Raw genomic sequence first — 14,871 nt, forward strand, 5'->3', positions numbered from 1 at the left:
ATCATTAATATTATTTTCTATTATTACTTTAGTAACCAAACATTTTATAAAAAATTTTATATTTATAAGCTAAAAAAAATCAGATGGCAGATAAAACACAATTTATTGAAGAACTCAACGCAAGATACACTCCGAAAGGAGAACATATTATACTTGGAAAGGGGATGCTGGATGGGGAAGTGGTTCCGGAAGTCAACGTTACAATTCCTTTGAAAACAATCAACCGCCACGGTCTTATTGCAGGAGCAACGGGAACAGGTAAAACAAAAACACTTCAGGTATTTGCAGAACAGCTTTCCCACGCAGGAATTCCTTCTCTGGTACTGGATATTAAAGGTGACTTTTCCGGGATAGCCGAAGCCGGACAGATGAATCCGATAATCGAAGAAAGATATGCCAAAACACAGCTTCCTTATAACCCGCAGGCATTTCCTGTAGAGCTGATGACCATTTCCGGAGGAAAAGGAGTGAAATTAAGAGCTACTGTAACAGAATTCGGACCTGTTTTATTAAGTAAAATCCTTGAGCTTAATGATACCCAGCAAAGCATTATGTCTATTGTCTTCAAGTACAGTGATGATAAAGGACTTCCGTTAATTGACCTTAATGATTTAAAAAAAGTATTACAGTACGTAACCGATAATGCTCAGGGGAAAGCCGAACTGGCGGCGAACTACGGATCAATTGCACCGGCTTCTTTAGGAGCAATCCTGAGATCTATCGTTGCACTCGAACAGCAGGGAGCAGCTGATTTCTTTGGAGAATTAAGCTTTGACGTTCATGATCTTCTTGAGACAAGAGATGGAAAAGGGGTGGTGAATATTTTAAGAGTGGCAGAGATTCAGAATAAGCCACAGCTCTTTTCTACATTTATGCTTTCACTTTTTGCTGAAATCTATATGACTTTCCCTGAAGAAGGAGACAGCGGAAAACCTAAGCTGGTTCTTTTCATAGACGAAGCCCACCTGATCTTTGATGAATCTTCAAAAGCTCTGCTTTCACAGATAGAAACAATGGTAAAGCTGATCCGTTCCAAAGGGGTCGGGATCTACTTTATTACACAGATTCCGGGTGATGTTCCGGAAAATGTACTTTCACAGCTTGGTCTTAAAATACAGCATGCTTTGAGAGGCTTCACAGCAAAAGATAAAAAAGAGATTAGCAAGGCGGTTGAAAACTATCCGACAACCGAATTTTACGATGCATCAAACCTGATTCAGAATCTTGGGATTGGAGAGGCTTTTGTAACAGCTTTGGATGAAAAGGGAATTCCTACCCCGCTTGTCCATACTTATCTGATCTCTCCGGAATCCAGAATGGATGTGTTAAGCGATGCTGAGATTTCAGAACTGACAGGAAATTCTTCCTTAGTAGCTAAATATGAGCAGCCGGTTGATAAAGAGTCTGCTTATGAAATGCTGACCAACAGAATGGAGCAGGCGGCACAAAATTCTGCGCCAACTCAGAAAACGAAACCAGTGAAAGAAGAACCGGGAATGTTTGAGCAGGTGCTTCAAAGTAAGGCCGGAAGAACTTTTACCAGTACTTTAATGCGTGAAGGTGCAAAAGCGCTTCTTGGGATGTTCGGACTGGGTGGGAGAAGGAGATAAGATGCAGATTTAACTATTCTGAAAAATAATTTTCTATGTAAAGAGTATCAGCTTTTTATTTGTTTTACTGATCATTTTGATTAAGATTACAGGGAGTATAAAAGCTGTTTTACTTCTTTTTGATATATTTTTTGTTATTTTCGCAGGGTTGCCTTTATTAGTGAATAAAAAATTAACATATCGGTTATTGCCGGAATAATTTCAAGTGTCAGCCTGTATATTGGCAGAACAAGTATCATCTTTAAAGACCTGTGGCATAAGTTATGTATTAAGTTTCGGGAGTGGATGATTACAGGATTTATTAATTATAAAAAAATAGCAGTATAGCTGGAATTCAATGTATTCGATTATAGATATAGAAAGTAATGGTGCAGGTTACAGACATGAATGCATTATAGATATAGCGATCTACAGGTACGATGGCCAGAAAATTACGGACCAGTTTATATCTCTTGTCAATCCTGAAAGTGATATTACCCCTTTTGTGCAGAAACTGACAAGTATAACGCCAAAAATGGTGAAAACTGCTCCGAAATTTCATGAAATAGCGAAAAGAGTTATTGAAATTACCCAAAATACAACTTTGGTAGGTCATAATATTGATTTTGATTACAGAATGCTGCGCCAGTCGTTCAAAAGGCTGGGTTATGACTTTCAGATCAGTACTTTAGATACCATTCCTTTAGCCAAAAAAATGATTCCTGATGAGGTAAGCTATTCATTGGGTAAACTGGTGAAATCGTTGGGGATACCTTTAACGAACCATCACAGGGCAGAGGGAGATGCAAGAGCCACATTGGAGCTGTTCAAACTTTTGATATCAAAAGATACTGAAAACGAAATTATCCAGAAACAGCACGACGAAACGAATGCCAAAACCTATATCAATAAGATTAAAGTCCTGACTCAGGACCTTCCCAATGAAAGAGGCTTTGTCTATTTTCAGAACGAAGCAGGTAAAATCATCTTATCAGATTATGTTCAGGATATCAATAAATTTTCGAAGAAAGTTTTCAATTCCAAATCTAAAAAATGGGAACAGATCCAGAAAGATGTGGAACAGATCAACTATGAACTTACAGGAACAGATATTATTGCAAAGCTGATCCTTAATTCTAAAAACATCAAAAAAAGAGAAGTATTTCCGTTCGGGCTTTACTTCAGAAACAATAAATATATTGTTGAAAAAAATAAACTGAATAAAACTGAAAAACCCATCCTGAAATTCAGGTCATTTACTCAGGGAACAAAAGCTGTGCAGTTTATCGGTTCACAGGAAGAATTTAATGATGTGAATGTATTTCTTAAAAAAATAGATTTCAGGAAAAGAAATGAGCTTTGGCTCGGCCAGGGAAGAAAATTGGGTGAGAAGCTCTTTCTTATTGTTGAAAACGGAAAGGTAATTTCATATGGTTTTTATGAACTGTTTACCCAGATTCAGACTTTAAGCAAACTGGCCAAGCTGAAAATTGATCTCCCGCTGTCCTCTGCAGATATGAATAATGAATTGCAGCTTGCGTTGCTTCGTGGTGATTTTGAGACACTTCCATTGCCAAAGTAGTGTAATAACGAAATTATGAATAGTGTAGGTAAGGAACCTTCTCACTGGAAGCTGGGACTTTTTTATTATAACAAAGAAGATAGAAGAATATTTCCTCCGAAAAGATTCGGATTTGGCTGGACTGTAAACTTTGCCAACCCATTATCTGTTTCCGTATTTTTATTGATCCTGATTATAATTGGTCTTATTTCGCAGCTGCTGAAATAAGCTGATATTGATATTTTATAAGAATTCGGGCCAATTTTCTCAAAATAAATAGTATTTTTGCAAAAAAATAAATAGAAGCAATGCAAAATTTTAAACAAATTAAAACTGGAAAAAAGGGAGCTGTAAAGTTCTCTAAGGTTTGGAATATTTAAAAGAGTTGTCTTGCATAAAAAATAATCAATGTGGCGGACTCTTTTCAGAAGAATCTGCCTTTTTTTATGTTAAAATGAAATTATGAATTCAAAAGAATTATTAAAGATTGCCAATGAGTTTGGCACCCCGGTGTACGTTTATGATGCTGAATCTATTAAAACTCAATACGAGAAACTTACATCTTCTTTTTTAAAACACACAAAGTTTTTCTATGCAGCAAAGGCGTTGACAAATATCAATATCCTTAAGTATGTCAAGAACCTGGGTGCTTCTTTGGATTGTGTATCTATTAATGAAGTTAAACTTGGATTAAAAGCAGGATTCCCGAAAGAAAAAATCCTTTTCACTCCAAATTGTGTTGACCTGGCTGAAATAGAGGAAGCAATGACTTTCGGAGTTCATATTAACATTGATAACATTTCTATTCTTGAGCAGTTCGGGAATAAGTACGGAGACAGCTATCCTATTCTTGTAAGGATCAATCCGCATATTTTTGCAGGCGGAAACTATAAAATTTCTACAGGCCATATCGACAGTAAGTTCGGGATCTCTATTCATCAGGTTCGTCATATCGAAAGAGTGATGAAAAGTACCAACCTTAATGTGGAAGGTCTTCACATGCACACAGGAAGTGAGATCAAAGATCCGGACGTTTTCCTTCAGGCATTGGAAATCATGCTTGATCTTTCCGAGCATTTTCCGAATCTTAAATATCTGGATATGGGAAGCGGCTTCAAAATTCCTTATCAGGACAGTGAAGAAGAAACGGATGTGAAAACTTTAGGTAAAAAAGTAGAGAAAGTAATTTCTGAGTTTTCAAAATCTACAGGAAAAAAATTCGAATTATGGTTTGAACCGGGGAAATTCCTTGTTGGAAAAAGCGGCTATCTTTTAGTGAAAGCTAATGTGATCAAGCAGACAACGGCTACCGTTTTTGTGGGAGTAAATTCAGGATTCAACCATCTGATCCGTCCTATGTTCTATGATTCTTACCACCAGATTGAAAACCTTTCTAATCCTAAAGGAGCGGAAAGAATCTATACCGTAGTAGGAAACATCTGCGAGACAGATACATTTGCATGGGACAGAAAATTGAATGAAGTAAGAGAAGGAGATATTTTAGCTTTCCATAATGCTGGAGCTTACGGTTTTGAAATGAGCTCAAATTTCAATTCAAGATTAAAACCCGCTGAAGTATTATTCTTAGACGGAAAAGCGCATTTGATCCGTAAAAGAGATGAGTTTGAAGACCTTTTAAGAAATCAGATTGAAGTAATCTAAAAATCAGATTCAAATTTATATAAACTCCGCAGATGACTGTGGAGTTTTTCTTTTTAATAAAACATTTAAATAATTAACTTTGTTAAAGCAATTTTAATAACTAATGAACAGGTCTATGAAAGTTTTTACATTATTTATAGCACTTCTTGTAGCCAATTTTACATTTGCGCAGCAGGACGTTGAAGACAGGGATGACAATCAGATTACAGAAACCAATAAAAACCTTTTAAAAATTGATATCAAGGAACCTCTTTTGCAGGTTGCGGTGAAAAACTGTAATGATTTCAAACCGGCGGCATTTGAAGGCGGTGTAGTAGTTTATAAAGATACCCTTCAAAAATTTATGTATGATTATCTGAACTCAGATTTTTATGTTCTGAACGGCGATTTTACATTTACACTTACAATTGATAAAACCGGAAAAGTAACCAATATTGAGGGAACTCCTAAAGTAGCCAACAGTTCTTACTTTTTTGATGATATGAAATATGTGGTAAGACGAATTAAAAAGAGCTGGACGCCTGCTTCATGCGATGGGCAGCCAGTTACTTCCCAGATAAAACTCAAAATGAATCTTTCCTCAATGGCTACAGATCTATAAATAAGCCTGAAAGAAAAAATGGACCTTGCAAAAGAAATGGAGAACTTGTAAAGCCCTTTTACACACTTCCATTAAATTTTCATCCTCCAAAATAATCTCCTGCCATTCTGTCACAATATTTTGTATCTTTGCAGATTAATGTGTTTAGGGATTAAAACTCATTCGCCAGCATTGAACTTTAAGCCCTGAATATTGAACTTTAAATTGATTACAGTGCAGGAAAAATATATAGACGAAACAAAACAGGGCGAGGCTTTTGCGATTGCCGAAAGGCCTGAAAATTCTAAAAAACTCTTTTTAGAAAGCTATGGCTGTCAGATGAATTTCTCTGATTCTGAAATTGTTGCATCTATTCTTAATGAGCAGGGATACAATACCACCCTGAAAGTAGAAGAAGCAGACCTTATCCTTCTGAATACATGTTCCATCCGTGAAAAGGCAGAACAAACCGTAAGAATGCGTCTTTCCCAGTTCAAAAAACTGAAAAAAGGAAATCCCAGCATGACGGTTGGTGTTCTGGGATGCATGGCGGAAAGATTAAAAACTAAATTTTTAGAAGAAGAGCAGCTGGTAGATCTTGTGGTAGGCCCAGATGCTTACAGAGACCTTCCCAACCTTCTGAAAGAAACGGAAGACGGAAGAGATGCCATCAACGTAATTCTTTCAAAAGAAGAGACTTATGCGGATATCAATCCGGTACGTTTAGGCGGAAATGGAGTTACTGCTTTTGTAACGATTACCAGAGGCTGTGACAATATGTGTACCTTCTGTGTAGTTCCTTTTACCAGAGGAAGAGAAAGAAGCCGTGATCCGCATTCTATCATTCAGGAATGTAAAGACCTTTTAAATAACGGATACAAAGAAATTACGCTTTTAGGCCAGAATGTAGACTCTTACCTATGGTATGGAGGAGGTCCTAAAAAAGATTTTGACAAAGCTTCCGAAATGCAGAAAGCAACGGCTGTTAATTTTGCACAACTGCTTGATTTGGTTGCCAAAGCTGTTCCTGAAATGAGAATCAGGTTCTCTACTTCAAACCCTCAGGATATGAGTCTTGATGTGTTCAGAATGATTGCAAAACACGACAATATCTGTAAATATGTTCACCTTCCTGTACAAAGCGGAAGCAACAATATGCTTCTGGCGATGAACAGGCAGCATACCCGTGAAGAATATCTGGAGCTAATTAAAAAAGCGAAGGAAATTGTTCCGGATATTGCTTTTTCCCAGGATATGATCATCGGTTTCTGTAATGAAACGGAAGAGGACCACCAGGATACACTAAGCCTGATGAAGGAGGTGGAATATGACTACGGTTATATGTTTGCCTATTCGGAAAGACCGGGAACTCCGGCTCACAAAAAAATGGAGGACAACATTCCTGCTGATGTGAAACAGGCACGTCTGGCTGAGGTTATTGCACTTCAGGGCGAGCTTTCCAGAAAAAGAATGGAATCTTACGTGGGAAGAATACATCAGGTTCTTATTGAAGGAATTTCCAAAAAGAATAAAAACCAGTGGAAGGGAAGAAACTCCCAGAATGCAGTCTGCGTTTTCGATATGCTTGAAGGGCAGAAAATTGGTGACATTGTGGACGTTTTTGTCTATGACAATACACAAGGCACACTTTTAGGGAGAACAGCAGAATAAAGTAAGCTTTGATAAAGACGGTTTGTTTTCTGGCCTTATTTTCTTCTGTACTGATATCTTGTCAGACAGAAAAAAGTACAGGTAAATATCCCGCAACGGTAGGTGATATAGAATTTGATGAAAAAATCGATGATCCTGCTTTTGAAAAATGTACTCCCGAAAAATTGATGAGTATTCAATATTATCAGGGGAAAAAGGAGTTTAACTATAAAGGAGAGAAATTGGCCATTATAGAAAAACTGCAAAAAGAAAATATATCTTCCGAAACTAAAATGAATGGGTATATTACCGTAAGATTTTTAGTAAATTGTGAAGGAAAAACAGGACTGTTCAGAGTTCAGCAGATGAATACAGATCAGAAGGAAACAAGTCCGGATAAAGAACTGGGAGAAAGGCTCCTGCGGTTTACAAAATCGCTGGATGGCTGGATTCCGAAAGAGATAAAAGGGTTTAAAGCAGGCTATTATCAGTATTTAACCTATAAAATTGAAAATGGAAAAGTTTCAGAGGTATTACCTTAGCTTTTTATTGCTTATCGTTTACACCAATACTATTGCACAGGTCAACTGTAATGCAGTAGAGGGTGAGAACTGCAAAAAAGCTTGTGAGCAGTACAACTGGGCTTCGGACAGACAAGGCAGCCGGGAATCTCAGGAAGCTTTTGATAAAGCTATTGAATTATGCCCCGATTTCTCCAATTCCTATATGGAAAAAGCTGTTCCATATCTTAAGAACGGGGATTTTGTAACCTGGAAAATACTTATAGACAAAGCTGTCGCTGCAGATCCTAAAATGCACTTAGGTTACAGAGGCTGGTGCAAATTTCAGTTTCTGAGGGATTACAAAGGTGCTGTTCAGGATCTGGAAGCACTGAAAAAATATTATCCAGATGACCTGGGAAGATCTTTAAACGGAGATTATCATCTGGAGGTGGTGAAAGCCATGTCTTACAGTGCTTTAGGACAGAAAGAAAAAGCAGCCGGAATTATTGAAAACCTTCTTGCATCCAGAAGTTATTTTAAAGGATTGTACGACCACTATCAGCTTGGGGTAACCTATTTTGAGCTGGGCAGATATGACAAAGCCCTGGATCATTTTGAGAAGCAGAGCAAAGAATATGACTTTGCCGAGAACATATATTTTAAAAGTAAAGTTTCTAAAATCAGAAACAAAGATTATTTGGATTTAAAGAAGTTGGCATTAACAACTTACGATGAAGGAAAGATCATGAAAGATGTCTATACTCATCACTTTAACAAAATCTACAGAAAACAGATCGAAGAACTGTAGATTATTAAATCAATAATCAAAAATTTACTTATGAGCAACGACTTACAAAACATAAAAAACCGCTTTGGAATTATCGGGAATTTCCCGGCATTGAACAGGGCTTTGGAAAAAGCAATTCAGGTCGCACCTACGGATATTTCCGTTCTGGTGATTGGAGAAAGTGGTGTTGGAAAAGAATTTATCCCGAAAATCATTCATTCAGAATCTAAAAGAAAACATCAGCCATATATTGTAGTCAATTGTGGAGCCATTCCGGAAGGAACCATTGATTCTGAGCTGTTCGGACACGAAAAAGGAGCATTTACAGGAGCTACAGCAACCAGAAAAGGCTATTTTGAGGTGGCAGACGGCGGAACGATCTTCCTTGATGAGGTAGGTGAGCTTCCTTTACAGACTCAGGTCCGTCTTCTGAGAGTATTGGAAAGCGGGGAATTCATGAAAGTAGGCTCTTCCCAGGTTCAGAAAACCAATGTGAGAATTGTGGCTGCAACTAATGTCAATATGATGAAGGCCATTCATGACGGAAGATTCCGTGAGGATTTATTTTACCGTCTGAATACCGTACAGATTGATATGCCGCCTTTAAGAGAAAGAAAAGGAGATATTCATTTACTGTTCAGAAAGTTCTCTATAGATTTTGCTGAGAAGTACAGAATGCCGGAACTTGAACTGGAGCCAAGTGCCGTTCATTATATTGAAAATTACAGCTTTCCCGGAAACGTCCGCCAGCTGAGAAACCTGGTAGAACAGATGACAGTAGTGGAAAGAAACAGGCAGATAAGTGTTGAGAAACTTGCCGAATACATTCCTATGGAAACCCATCTTCCGATGGTGGTAAATAATCAGACTGCACAGAAACAGAATGATTTCGGAAGCGAAAGAGAGATTATGTATAAAATTCTCTTTGATATGAGAAGTGATATCAATGATCTGAAATCATTAACCTCAGAGCTCATCAAAAACAGAGGAACAGCCGATCTGAGTAATCAGGAAAAAAATCTGATCAACAGGATCTATTCTGCGGAGCAGGCCCAGCCAGTAGCCCAGAATTCATTACTGTATTTTGAAGATAAATCGCCGGTAGTTCAGGCTGCACCTGCTATTATTTCAAATGTTGATGATAGTTATGAGGATATTGAAGATATAGAGATAGAGGAAAACAGACCTGAATCCCTGTCCCTTCAAAATAATGAAAAAGATTTGATAATCAAGGCGTTAGAAAAGCATAAAGGACGCAGGAACAGAGCGGCAGACGAGCTTGGAATTTCACAAAGAACTTTATACAGAAAAATAAAACAGTATAACTTAGAGGATTAAAATGGGATTTGTAAAGATGCAGAGTCTGTAAATCAAAAAAAGGTATGAGTAAATTAAAAATAATATTTGGGTTTGTAATTCTTTCACTGTTTCACCAGTGTTACTCTTTTACAGGATCATCTCTGACGGATGAAAAAACCGTTCAGATCAATGAATTTCCTAATAATGCAGCGCTTGTGAACCCAACCCTTTCCCAGCAGTTTTCTACAGATATCCAGAACAGATTTCTGCAGAGAACCACATTGAAAGGAACAAAATCCAATCCTGATATTTTGATAGAAGGTGAAATATCCGATTACAATTTTTCACCTACTACCATCAGTTCCAATACACTGACAAATCCTTCGGGAGGTGTAGTACAGCAGGCACAGAGCAAACTGACGATTAGTGTAAAGGTGCATTACGAAAACAAAATACATCCGGATTCCAGTTTCGACAGGACGTACTCGGATGAAGTGGTTTACAACAGTGACCTGAGCCAGAGCCAGATAGAAACTTCCCAGGTGAAGCTTGTAACAGACAGAATTATTAATAAGATATTTAACGATATTGTAGCCAATTGGTAAGATGAATCCCAGAGTTTTAGAATTAATAAAGAGCCCTCAAAATATACAGTCGGAAGATCTCGGTCTTTTGAAAGAAGAAATCCATGCCTTTCCTTATGTTCAGAATATCAGGGCGCTTCATTTGTTTGGGGTACACCTTTATGATAAAGAAAACTATCAGAAAGAGCTTTCCACGACTGCGGCCTATACTACGGATAAAAAGCTTCTTTATCAGCTGATCAACGGTAAAATCCAGAAGGAACCGAAACCTGAAATTACAGAAGACAAACAAGTTTCTAAATCCCTTGAAAAACCGGCAAAATACTCTTACAAAGGTTTCCCGATAAAAAGAGACGAATCTTCTGAAAAAAATCAGGAGAAATATGAAGAGGCGGCATGTATGATACAGCCTGCACAGGAAATCAAGCATGTTTACGTGAATGGGGAAAGAAACAGGATTCTGTTTGAAGGAGAAGAGAACTTCCTTGAAGAAACCCATTCTGAGGTAATTGATCTTGAATCTACTCTGGAATCTGGTGTAATAGTGACCCAAAAAACAGAACCTGTTACTGAAAACCCGGATAAAGAGACTGTACAGGAATCGGAAATTGAGAAGACCGAGCTTCAGGAAGAATCAGAAGCAGGCACAGAATTCACTCCCGAAGTGATTATTGAAGAGAATAAAATTGAAAGCCCTGCAGAAGAACAGGAAATAAATAAAGATGAAGAGTTAAGCTTTCACGAAGTAGGAACCTTGACTCCGGAAACGGAAGCAGTTCAAAAAACAGAAGAAACCGAAGCTGTTGAAGAACCTGTACTTATTGAAACAGATCCGGCTCTGGAAATAATTAATGAAGATGAAAATGTAGCTGAAACCCATGCTGAGATCAGTTTTCACGGAATGGATGAATTCCTTCCGGATGTTAAAATCCAGGGGAACAGTGATGATATAGCTGTAGTTTCTGAAGTTTCTAAACCAAATGTTAATAAACATGAGGAGGAAATGAGACGACTGATTGAAGAAGTGGAGAAAAAAATGAGAGAAGCACAGTCAGCTCCAAAAGTTGAAAATGAAGAACCCGAAACTGCCGATCATGAGATCAGTTTTGCAGAAACACAAAGCTTTCATTTCTGGTCTACTGAAAAAGAGGAACCAAAAGCTGATGAACCTGTTGCAGAAACGGTAGAAGAAATTATAGAACAGCCGGTACAGCATGAAGAGGCTGTAGAAGTTCAGGAAAAAGAAGAAGAGCCGGAAACGGCTGTACAGGAAGCTTCAACATGGAAACCTATGAGCTTAGACTCCAACCTGCCGGATTCCATGATCAGTAAGGAAGTGAAAACTCCTGAGCCCAAGCCGGAAGCTCCAAAGCAGGAAGAGATTCCTATTACAGAAGCGAGAAAGGAAGAAAAAGCTCCACAAATTGTTGAAGAAATTCAAAAAGACCTTGAAACAGTATCAGAAGAGACACTTCCGGCTGTTGAAGAAAAAATACCTGAAATTGTAGAAGAAAAGCATGAAGAAGTTGAAAATTCAGAAGAGTCCATCGAAACAGAAATACCAAAAGAAGAAGCACCGGTTATGAATGTTTCTTTCTTCGGTACAGATATTTCAAGCCTTGCAGTAGAAAAAGCAGAACAGGAACAGCCTGCTCAGGCAGCTAAAACTGAAAATGAGGTACAAAGACCGGTTGACAGTAATGTTCCCGGATTTATCAATACATGGCAGAGCTGGCTTAAGATCGACAGGGCAGCAGAAGAGCCTGTTGAAAAAGAAAAAACACCTATTCAGGAAAAGGTTATTGAAGCTTTTATCGAAAATAATCCGAGAATCAGCCAGTTAAAAGAAGAAAGTTCTTATGTGGTAAAAGAAAAGAATGATGACATCTCCCATTTAATGACAGAAACACTTGCCAATCTTTATTTCGAGCAGAAACTGTATACTAAAGCAATCAAGGCATTTGAAATTCTGATCAGTAAAAACCCTGAAAAAAAGGAACATTTCCAATCCAAAATCCAGGAAATAAAAGATTTCAGAAGTAAAGGCTAAACAGGCTAAAAAATAAAAAAAGGCTGAACATTTTATGTTCAGCTTTTTTTATATATCGTCAACGGCATTTTTAGTGCCTTTCAGTTTCTGCCATGCTTTACGTCCGAATATCACGACAAGAATAATCAGGATGATCGCAAAAACTGCTGCAATAACGGGTGCGGCCATTGCCAGAATAGACATGATTCCTGCTCCCGCTGTTTCAGTGGTTCCGACCACCGAATTTCCCAGACCTCCTGTTGTTGCTGTAGAAGCTGCCCGGATTCCCGCAAAACCTGAACTGATCGTAGCTGCGGTTCCGCCTCCTGCAATTAATGCAAGGGCCCACTGAGGGAAAGTTCCCAGATCTGCAAACTGGCTGGCAAATAAAACAGAGCCTGCCACAGTAGCCAAAGGGACCGAGATCGTATCCAGTAAATGATCCACAAACGGGATGTAATACGTTAAAATTTCAGCAATAGTAGCTATTCCGGTAGTAATAAGTGCCGGAAGCCCCGAAAGCCATTCAAAATGCTCATTCATCGGGATCCAGTGAAAATAAGAGGCAAGGCTTACCGCAAACATCGGCAAAAAGACTCTGAAGCCTGTAGCCGCCGCCAGTCCTATACCGATAAAGGCACTGAGTACGTAAGAAAAGTAGGGAATATGATCTAACATTTTAATTTTCAGATTTATTGTTTCCCCTAAAATTACAAAAACTATGCAAGATTTTGTAAAAAATTAAATTCATATGAATTTTTATAACAGCTGTTATACACAATCATCCGTGAAAATCCGTGCCATCTGTGGTTAGAAAAACCTTCAAGGCTTCTCACGAGAGTTTGCCAAGATTATTTTATTGATAAACTGTTTCCCTGTTATATGATTAAGATTTCTTCTGCATCTGGCAAAGCCTGATAAACTGCTCTTCCACCTCCCGAAATTTAGCAGGCATTTCAGGTGACACCCAAAACATCATGGCCAGTGTTTTTTCTCCAAAAGCTTCTTTAAACAAATTTTTATTCAGACGGTAGCATTCCCTCAGAAGTCTTTTCACACGATTCCTGTGTACAGCCTTCTTGAAATATCTTTTAGAAACGGAAACCCCGAATTTGTGGCTTTCTACCTCCAGATTGGGCTTATCTTTCAGAATAATGATTCTCAGATTTCCGCAGGTCCTCCATTTACCCTTTTCAAAAAGTAAAGCAATCTCAGTATTTTTTTTGAGTTTTTCTTCTCTGGAGTATTTGAAATTCTGCATTAATCTTTTTTCACTAGATGATTAATCACTTCCGCTGCTGCGTACAGTCCGAAGATCGCAGGAATATAGCTGATAGTGCCATAGAAAGACCTTTTGTAGTTAGCTCCGTCGGTCATTTTCAGGCTTTCTTCGTTGTGGATCTCAGTAGAGAATACACATCTTATTCCTTTATTGATTTTTTCTTTCTTTAGACGTTTTCTCGCCTGTCTGGCAAGGAAACAATTATGGGTTTTACTGATGTCCCTTACTATTACTTTGCTTGGGTCAACTTTTCCACCGGCACCCATTGAGCTTACAATCTTGATTTTCCGTCTTCTCGCGGCCTTCATTAAGCAGACTTTAGGAGTTACACTGTCAATACAATCAAGAATGTAATTAAATTTTCCTGCATCAAGAACTTCATCCATTCTTTCAGGATTCAGAAATTCATTGATTTTGATGAGGTTTATTTTCGGGTTGATGTCAAGAAGCCTTTCAGCTACCACTTCCACTTTATGTTTTCCTACAGTGGAATGTAGTGCAGGAAGCTGTCTGTTGATATTCGTAATATCCACAGTATCACCATCTACGATCGTCATATTTCCTACGCCTGCTCTTGCTAAAAATTCTGCGGCAAAAGAACCTACTCCGCCTAAGCCTACAACAAGCACATTGGCTTTATTCAGCTTTTCCAGTCCTTTTTCTTTGATCAGGAGCTCCGTTCTCTCCAGCCAATACTTATCCATTCTTTATCGTGTCTAAATTTTCTAAAATCTGTTCATTCAGTTCTTCCAAAGAAACACCCTTTAACTCCGAAACTTTTGAATATAATTCCTCTATATTAAATTCCTCATTATCAGTTTCTAAAAACATTCTGTTCAGAGGAGTGTTCCTTACAATATCCTGCAAAGATAGATGATACAAAACAGCTTTCCCAAAACTCAAATAAAAATTATTTTTCAGCAGATCTTCCGCAATGCGCTGCTTTTTGTTGAAACCATGAATGATAACTGCCTGTTCAGCTTCCTTTTTAAAAGAAATCACCTCATAAAACTTTCTTACACAGTGAATAATCAAAGGTTTCTTTACTTCATTCGAAATAATGATCTGCCTGCGGAAAACCTCTTCCTGGATGCTTTGAGATACCGGAACAAGGGAGTCCAGTCCACATTCACCGATAGCCATGCAATTTTCTGTAATATTTGATTCCAGCCAGCTGAACTGTTCCTCCAAAGAATCCACACTAATATCTTTAGGATGGATACCTATGGAATATGAGGAATCTGGCGGAACCGTTCCAAAATTTATATTGTAAATTCCATACAGAGTATCCTTCTTATGGTGGTGAAAATCAAAAAAATCCATTCACAAAAGTACAATTATCCAG

The 14,871-nt window shown here is 38.0% G+C and carries 15 protein-coding genes; 11 read left to right on the top strand and 4 right to left on the bottom strand.

The annotated features are described in order from the left end of the window. The first annotated feature begins 83 nt into the window (after positions 1–83). The 11 genes from ACQWU4_RS11210 to ACQWU4_RS11260 all read left to right on the top strand — a co-directional run bounded on the left by ACQWU4_RS11210 (position 84) and on the right by ACQWU4_RS11260 (position 12,265). Positions 84–1,610, top strand: coding sequence for a helicase HerA-like domain-containing protein (locus ACQWU4_RS11210; protein ID WP_429935844.1), 1,527 nt, complete (start codon positions 84–86; stop codon positions 1,608–1,610). A gap of 337 nt (positions 1,611–1,947) precedes the next feature. After that, on the top strand, positions 1,948–3,171 hold the full coding sequence (locus tag ACQWU4_RS11215) for a 3'-5' exonuclease (RefSeq protein ID WP_429935845.1): 1,224 nt from the start codon (positions 1,948–1,950) through the stop codon (positions 3,169–3,171). A gap of 15 nt (positions 3,172–3,186) precedes the next feature. After that, positions 3,187–3,378, top strand: a complete 192-nt coding sequence (locus ACQWU4_RS11220) for a DUF5808 domain-containing protein (protein ID WP_429935846.1) — start codon at positions 3,187–3,189, stop codon at positions 3,376–3,378. A gap of 234 nt (positions 3,379–3,612) precedes the next feature. Beyond that, positions 3,613–4,812, top strand: coding sequence for a diaminopimelate decarboxylase (gene lysA / locus ACQWU4_RS11225; RefSeq protein WP_429935847.1), 1,200 nt, complete (start codon positions 3,613–3,615; stop codon positions 4,810–4,812). 115 nt (positions 4,813–4,927) lie between these two features. Next, the gene (locus ACQWU4_RS11230) at positions 4,928–5,413 is read left to right on the top strand and encodes an energy transducer TonB (RefSeq protein ID WP_429935848.1); all 486 of its coding nucleotides are present in this window, start codon (positions 4,928–4,930) and stop codon (positions 5,411–5,413) included. 213 nt (positions 5,414–5,626) lie between these two features. Beyond that, a complete protein-coding gene (gene miaB / locus ACQWU4_RS11235) occupies positions 5,627–7,063 on the top strand; it encodes a tRNA (N6-isopentenyl adenosine(37)-C2)-methylthiotransferase MiaB (protein WP_429935849.1) in 1,437 nt (478 codons plus the stop codon). Positions 7,064–7,071: 8 nt separating this feature from the next. Then, positions 7,072–7,584, top strand: coding sequence for a hypothetical protein (locus tag ACQWU4_RS11240; RefSeq protein ID WP_429935850.1), 513 nt, complete (start codon positions 7,072–7,074; stop codon positions 7,582–7,584). Next, positions 7,556–8,353 carry a tetratricopeptide repeat protein gene (locus tag ACQWU4_RS11245; RefSeq protein WP_429935851.1) on the top strand — a complete coding sequence of 266 codons (798 nt, stop codon included), beginning with the start codon at positions 7,556–7,558 and terminating at the stop codon, positions 8,351–8,353. The genes ACQWU4_RS11240 and ACQWU4_RS11245 overlap by 29 nt, the downstream gene beginning before the upstream one ends. Positions 8,354–8,383: 30 nt before the next feature. Beyond that, the gene (locus ACQWU4_RS11250) at positions 8,384–9,670 is read left to right on the top strand and encodes a sigma-54 interaction domain-containing protein (protein WP_429935852.1); all 1,287 of its coding nucleotides are present in this window, start codon (positions 8,384–8,386) and stop codon (positions 9,668–9,670) included. Between the two features lie 44 nt (positions 9,671–9,714). Beyond that, positions 9,715–10,236, top strand: a complete 522-nt coding sequence (gene lptE, locus ACQWU4_RS11255) for an LPS assembly lipoprotein LptE (RefSeq protein WP_429935853.1) — start codon at positions 9,715–9,717, stop codon at positions 10,234–10,236. A 1-nt stretch (position 10,237) separates the two neighbouring features. Next, complete coding sequence (locus ACQWU4_RS11260) at positions 10,238–12,265, top strand: hypothetical protein (RefSeq protein ID WP_429935854.1); 2,028 nt, start codon at positions 10,238–10,240, stop codon at positions 12,263–12,265. A 48-nt stretch (positions 12,266–12,313) separates the two neighbouring features. Here ACQWU4_RS11260 and ACQWU4_RS11265 read toward each other — a convergent pair whose 3' ends face one another. From ACQWU4_RS11265 to ACQWU4_RS11280, 4 genes are all read right to left on the bottom strand, one after another. After that, positions 12,314–12,922 carry a DUF4126 domain-containing protein gene (locus ACQWU4_RS11265; protein WP_429935855.1) on the bottom strand — a complete coding sequence of 203 codons (609 nt, stop codon included), beginning with the start codon at positions 12,920–12,922 and terminating at the stop codon, positions 12,314–12,316. A gap of 208 nt (positions 12,923–13,130) precedes the next feature. Beyond that, positions 13,131–13,505, bottom strand: coding sequence for a ribonuclease P protein component (rnpA, locus tag ACQWU4_RS11270; RefSeq protein ID WP_429935856.1), 375 nt, complete (start codon positions 13,503–13,505; stop codon positions 13,131–13,133). Further along, positions 13,505–14,230: a tRNA threonylcarbamoyladenosine dehydratase gene (locus ACQWU4_RS11275; RefSeq protein WP_429935857.1), complete on the bottom strand. Its 726-nt coding sequence runs from the start codon at positions 14,228–14,230 to the stop codon at positions 13,505–13,507. Before ACQWU4_RS11275 ends, rnpA begins: the two co-directional genes overlap by 1 nt. Then, positions 14,223–14,849: a TatD family hydrolase gene (locus ACQWU4_RS11280; protein WP_429935858.1), complete on the bottom strand. Its 627-nt coding sequence runs from the start codon at positions 14,847–14,849 to the stop codon at positions 14,223–14,225. The genes ACQWU4_RS11275 and ACQWU4_RS11280 overlap by 8 nt, the downstream gene beginning before the upstream one ends. Positions 14,850–14,871 lie beyond the last annotated feature (22 nt).

The organism is Chryseobacterium sp. MIQD13 (assembly GCF_050496705.1).
GTDB lineage: Bacteria > Bacteroidota > Bacteroidia > Flavobacteriales > Weeksellaceae > Chryseobacterium.

What these genes read in the sequence shown, in the direction of transcription:
- ACQWU4_RS11210 (WP_429935844.1), top strand. Translation starts at nt 84, where the DNA reads ATGGCAGATAAAACACAATTTATTGAAGAACTCAACGCAAGATACACT.
- ACQWU4_RS11215 (WP_429935845.1), top strand. Translation starts at nt 1,948, where the DNA reads ATGTATTCGATTATAGATATAGAAAGTAATGGTGCAGGTTACAGACAT.
- ACQWU4_RS11220 (WP_429935846.1), top strand. Translation starts at nt 3,187, where the DNA reads ATGAATAGTGTAGGTAAGGAACCTTCTCACTGGAAGCTGGGACTTTTT.
- lysA (WP_429935847.1), top strand. Translation starts at nt 3,613, where the DNA reads ATGAATTCAAAAGAATTATTAAAGATTGCCAATGAGTTTGGCACCCCG.
- ACQWU4_RS11230 (WP_429935848.1), top strand. Translation starts at nt 4,928, where the DNA reads ATGAAAGTTTTTACATTATTTATAGCACTTCTTGTAGCCAATTTTACA.
- ACQWU4_RS11245 (WP_429935851.1), top strand. Translation starts at nt 7,556, where the DNA reads ATGGAAAAGTTTCAGAGGTATTACCTTAGCTTTTTATTGCTTATCGTT.
- ACQWU4_RS11250 (WP_429935852.1), top strand. Translation starts at nt 8,384, where the DNA reads ATGAGCAACGACTTACAAAACATAAAAAACCGCTTTGGAATTATCGGG.
- lptE (WP_429935853.1), top strand. Translation starts at nt 9,715, where the DNA reads ATGAGTAAATTAAAAATAATATTTGGGTTTGTAATTCTTTCACTGTTT.
- ACQWU4_RS11260 (WP_429935854.1), top strand. Translation starts at nt 10,238, where the DNA reads ATGAATCCCAGAGTTTTAGAATTAATAAAGAGCCCTCAAAATATACAG.
- ACQWU4_RS11265 (WP_429935855.1), bottom strand. Translation starts at nt 12,922, where the DNA reads ATGTTAGATCATATTCCCTACTTTTCTTACGTACTCAGTGCCTTTATC.
- rnpA (WP_429935856.1), bottom strand. Translation starts at nt 13,505, where the DNA reads ATGCAGAATTTCAAATACTCCAGAGAAGAAAAACTCAAAAAAAATACT.
- ACQWU4_RS11275 (WP_429935857.1), bottom strand. Translation starts at nt 14,230, where the DNA reads ATGGATAAGTATTGGCTGGAGAGAACGGAGCTCCTGATCAAAGAAAAA.
- ACQWU4_RS11280 (WP_429935858.1), bottom strand. Translation starts at nt 14,849, where the DNA reads ATGGATTTTTTTGATTTTCACCACCATAAGAAGGATACTCTGTATGGA.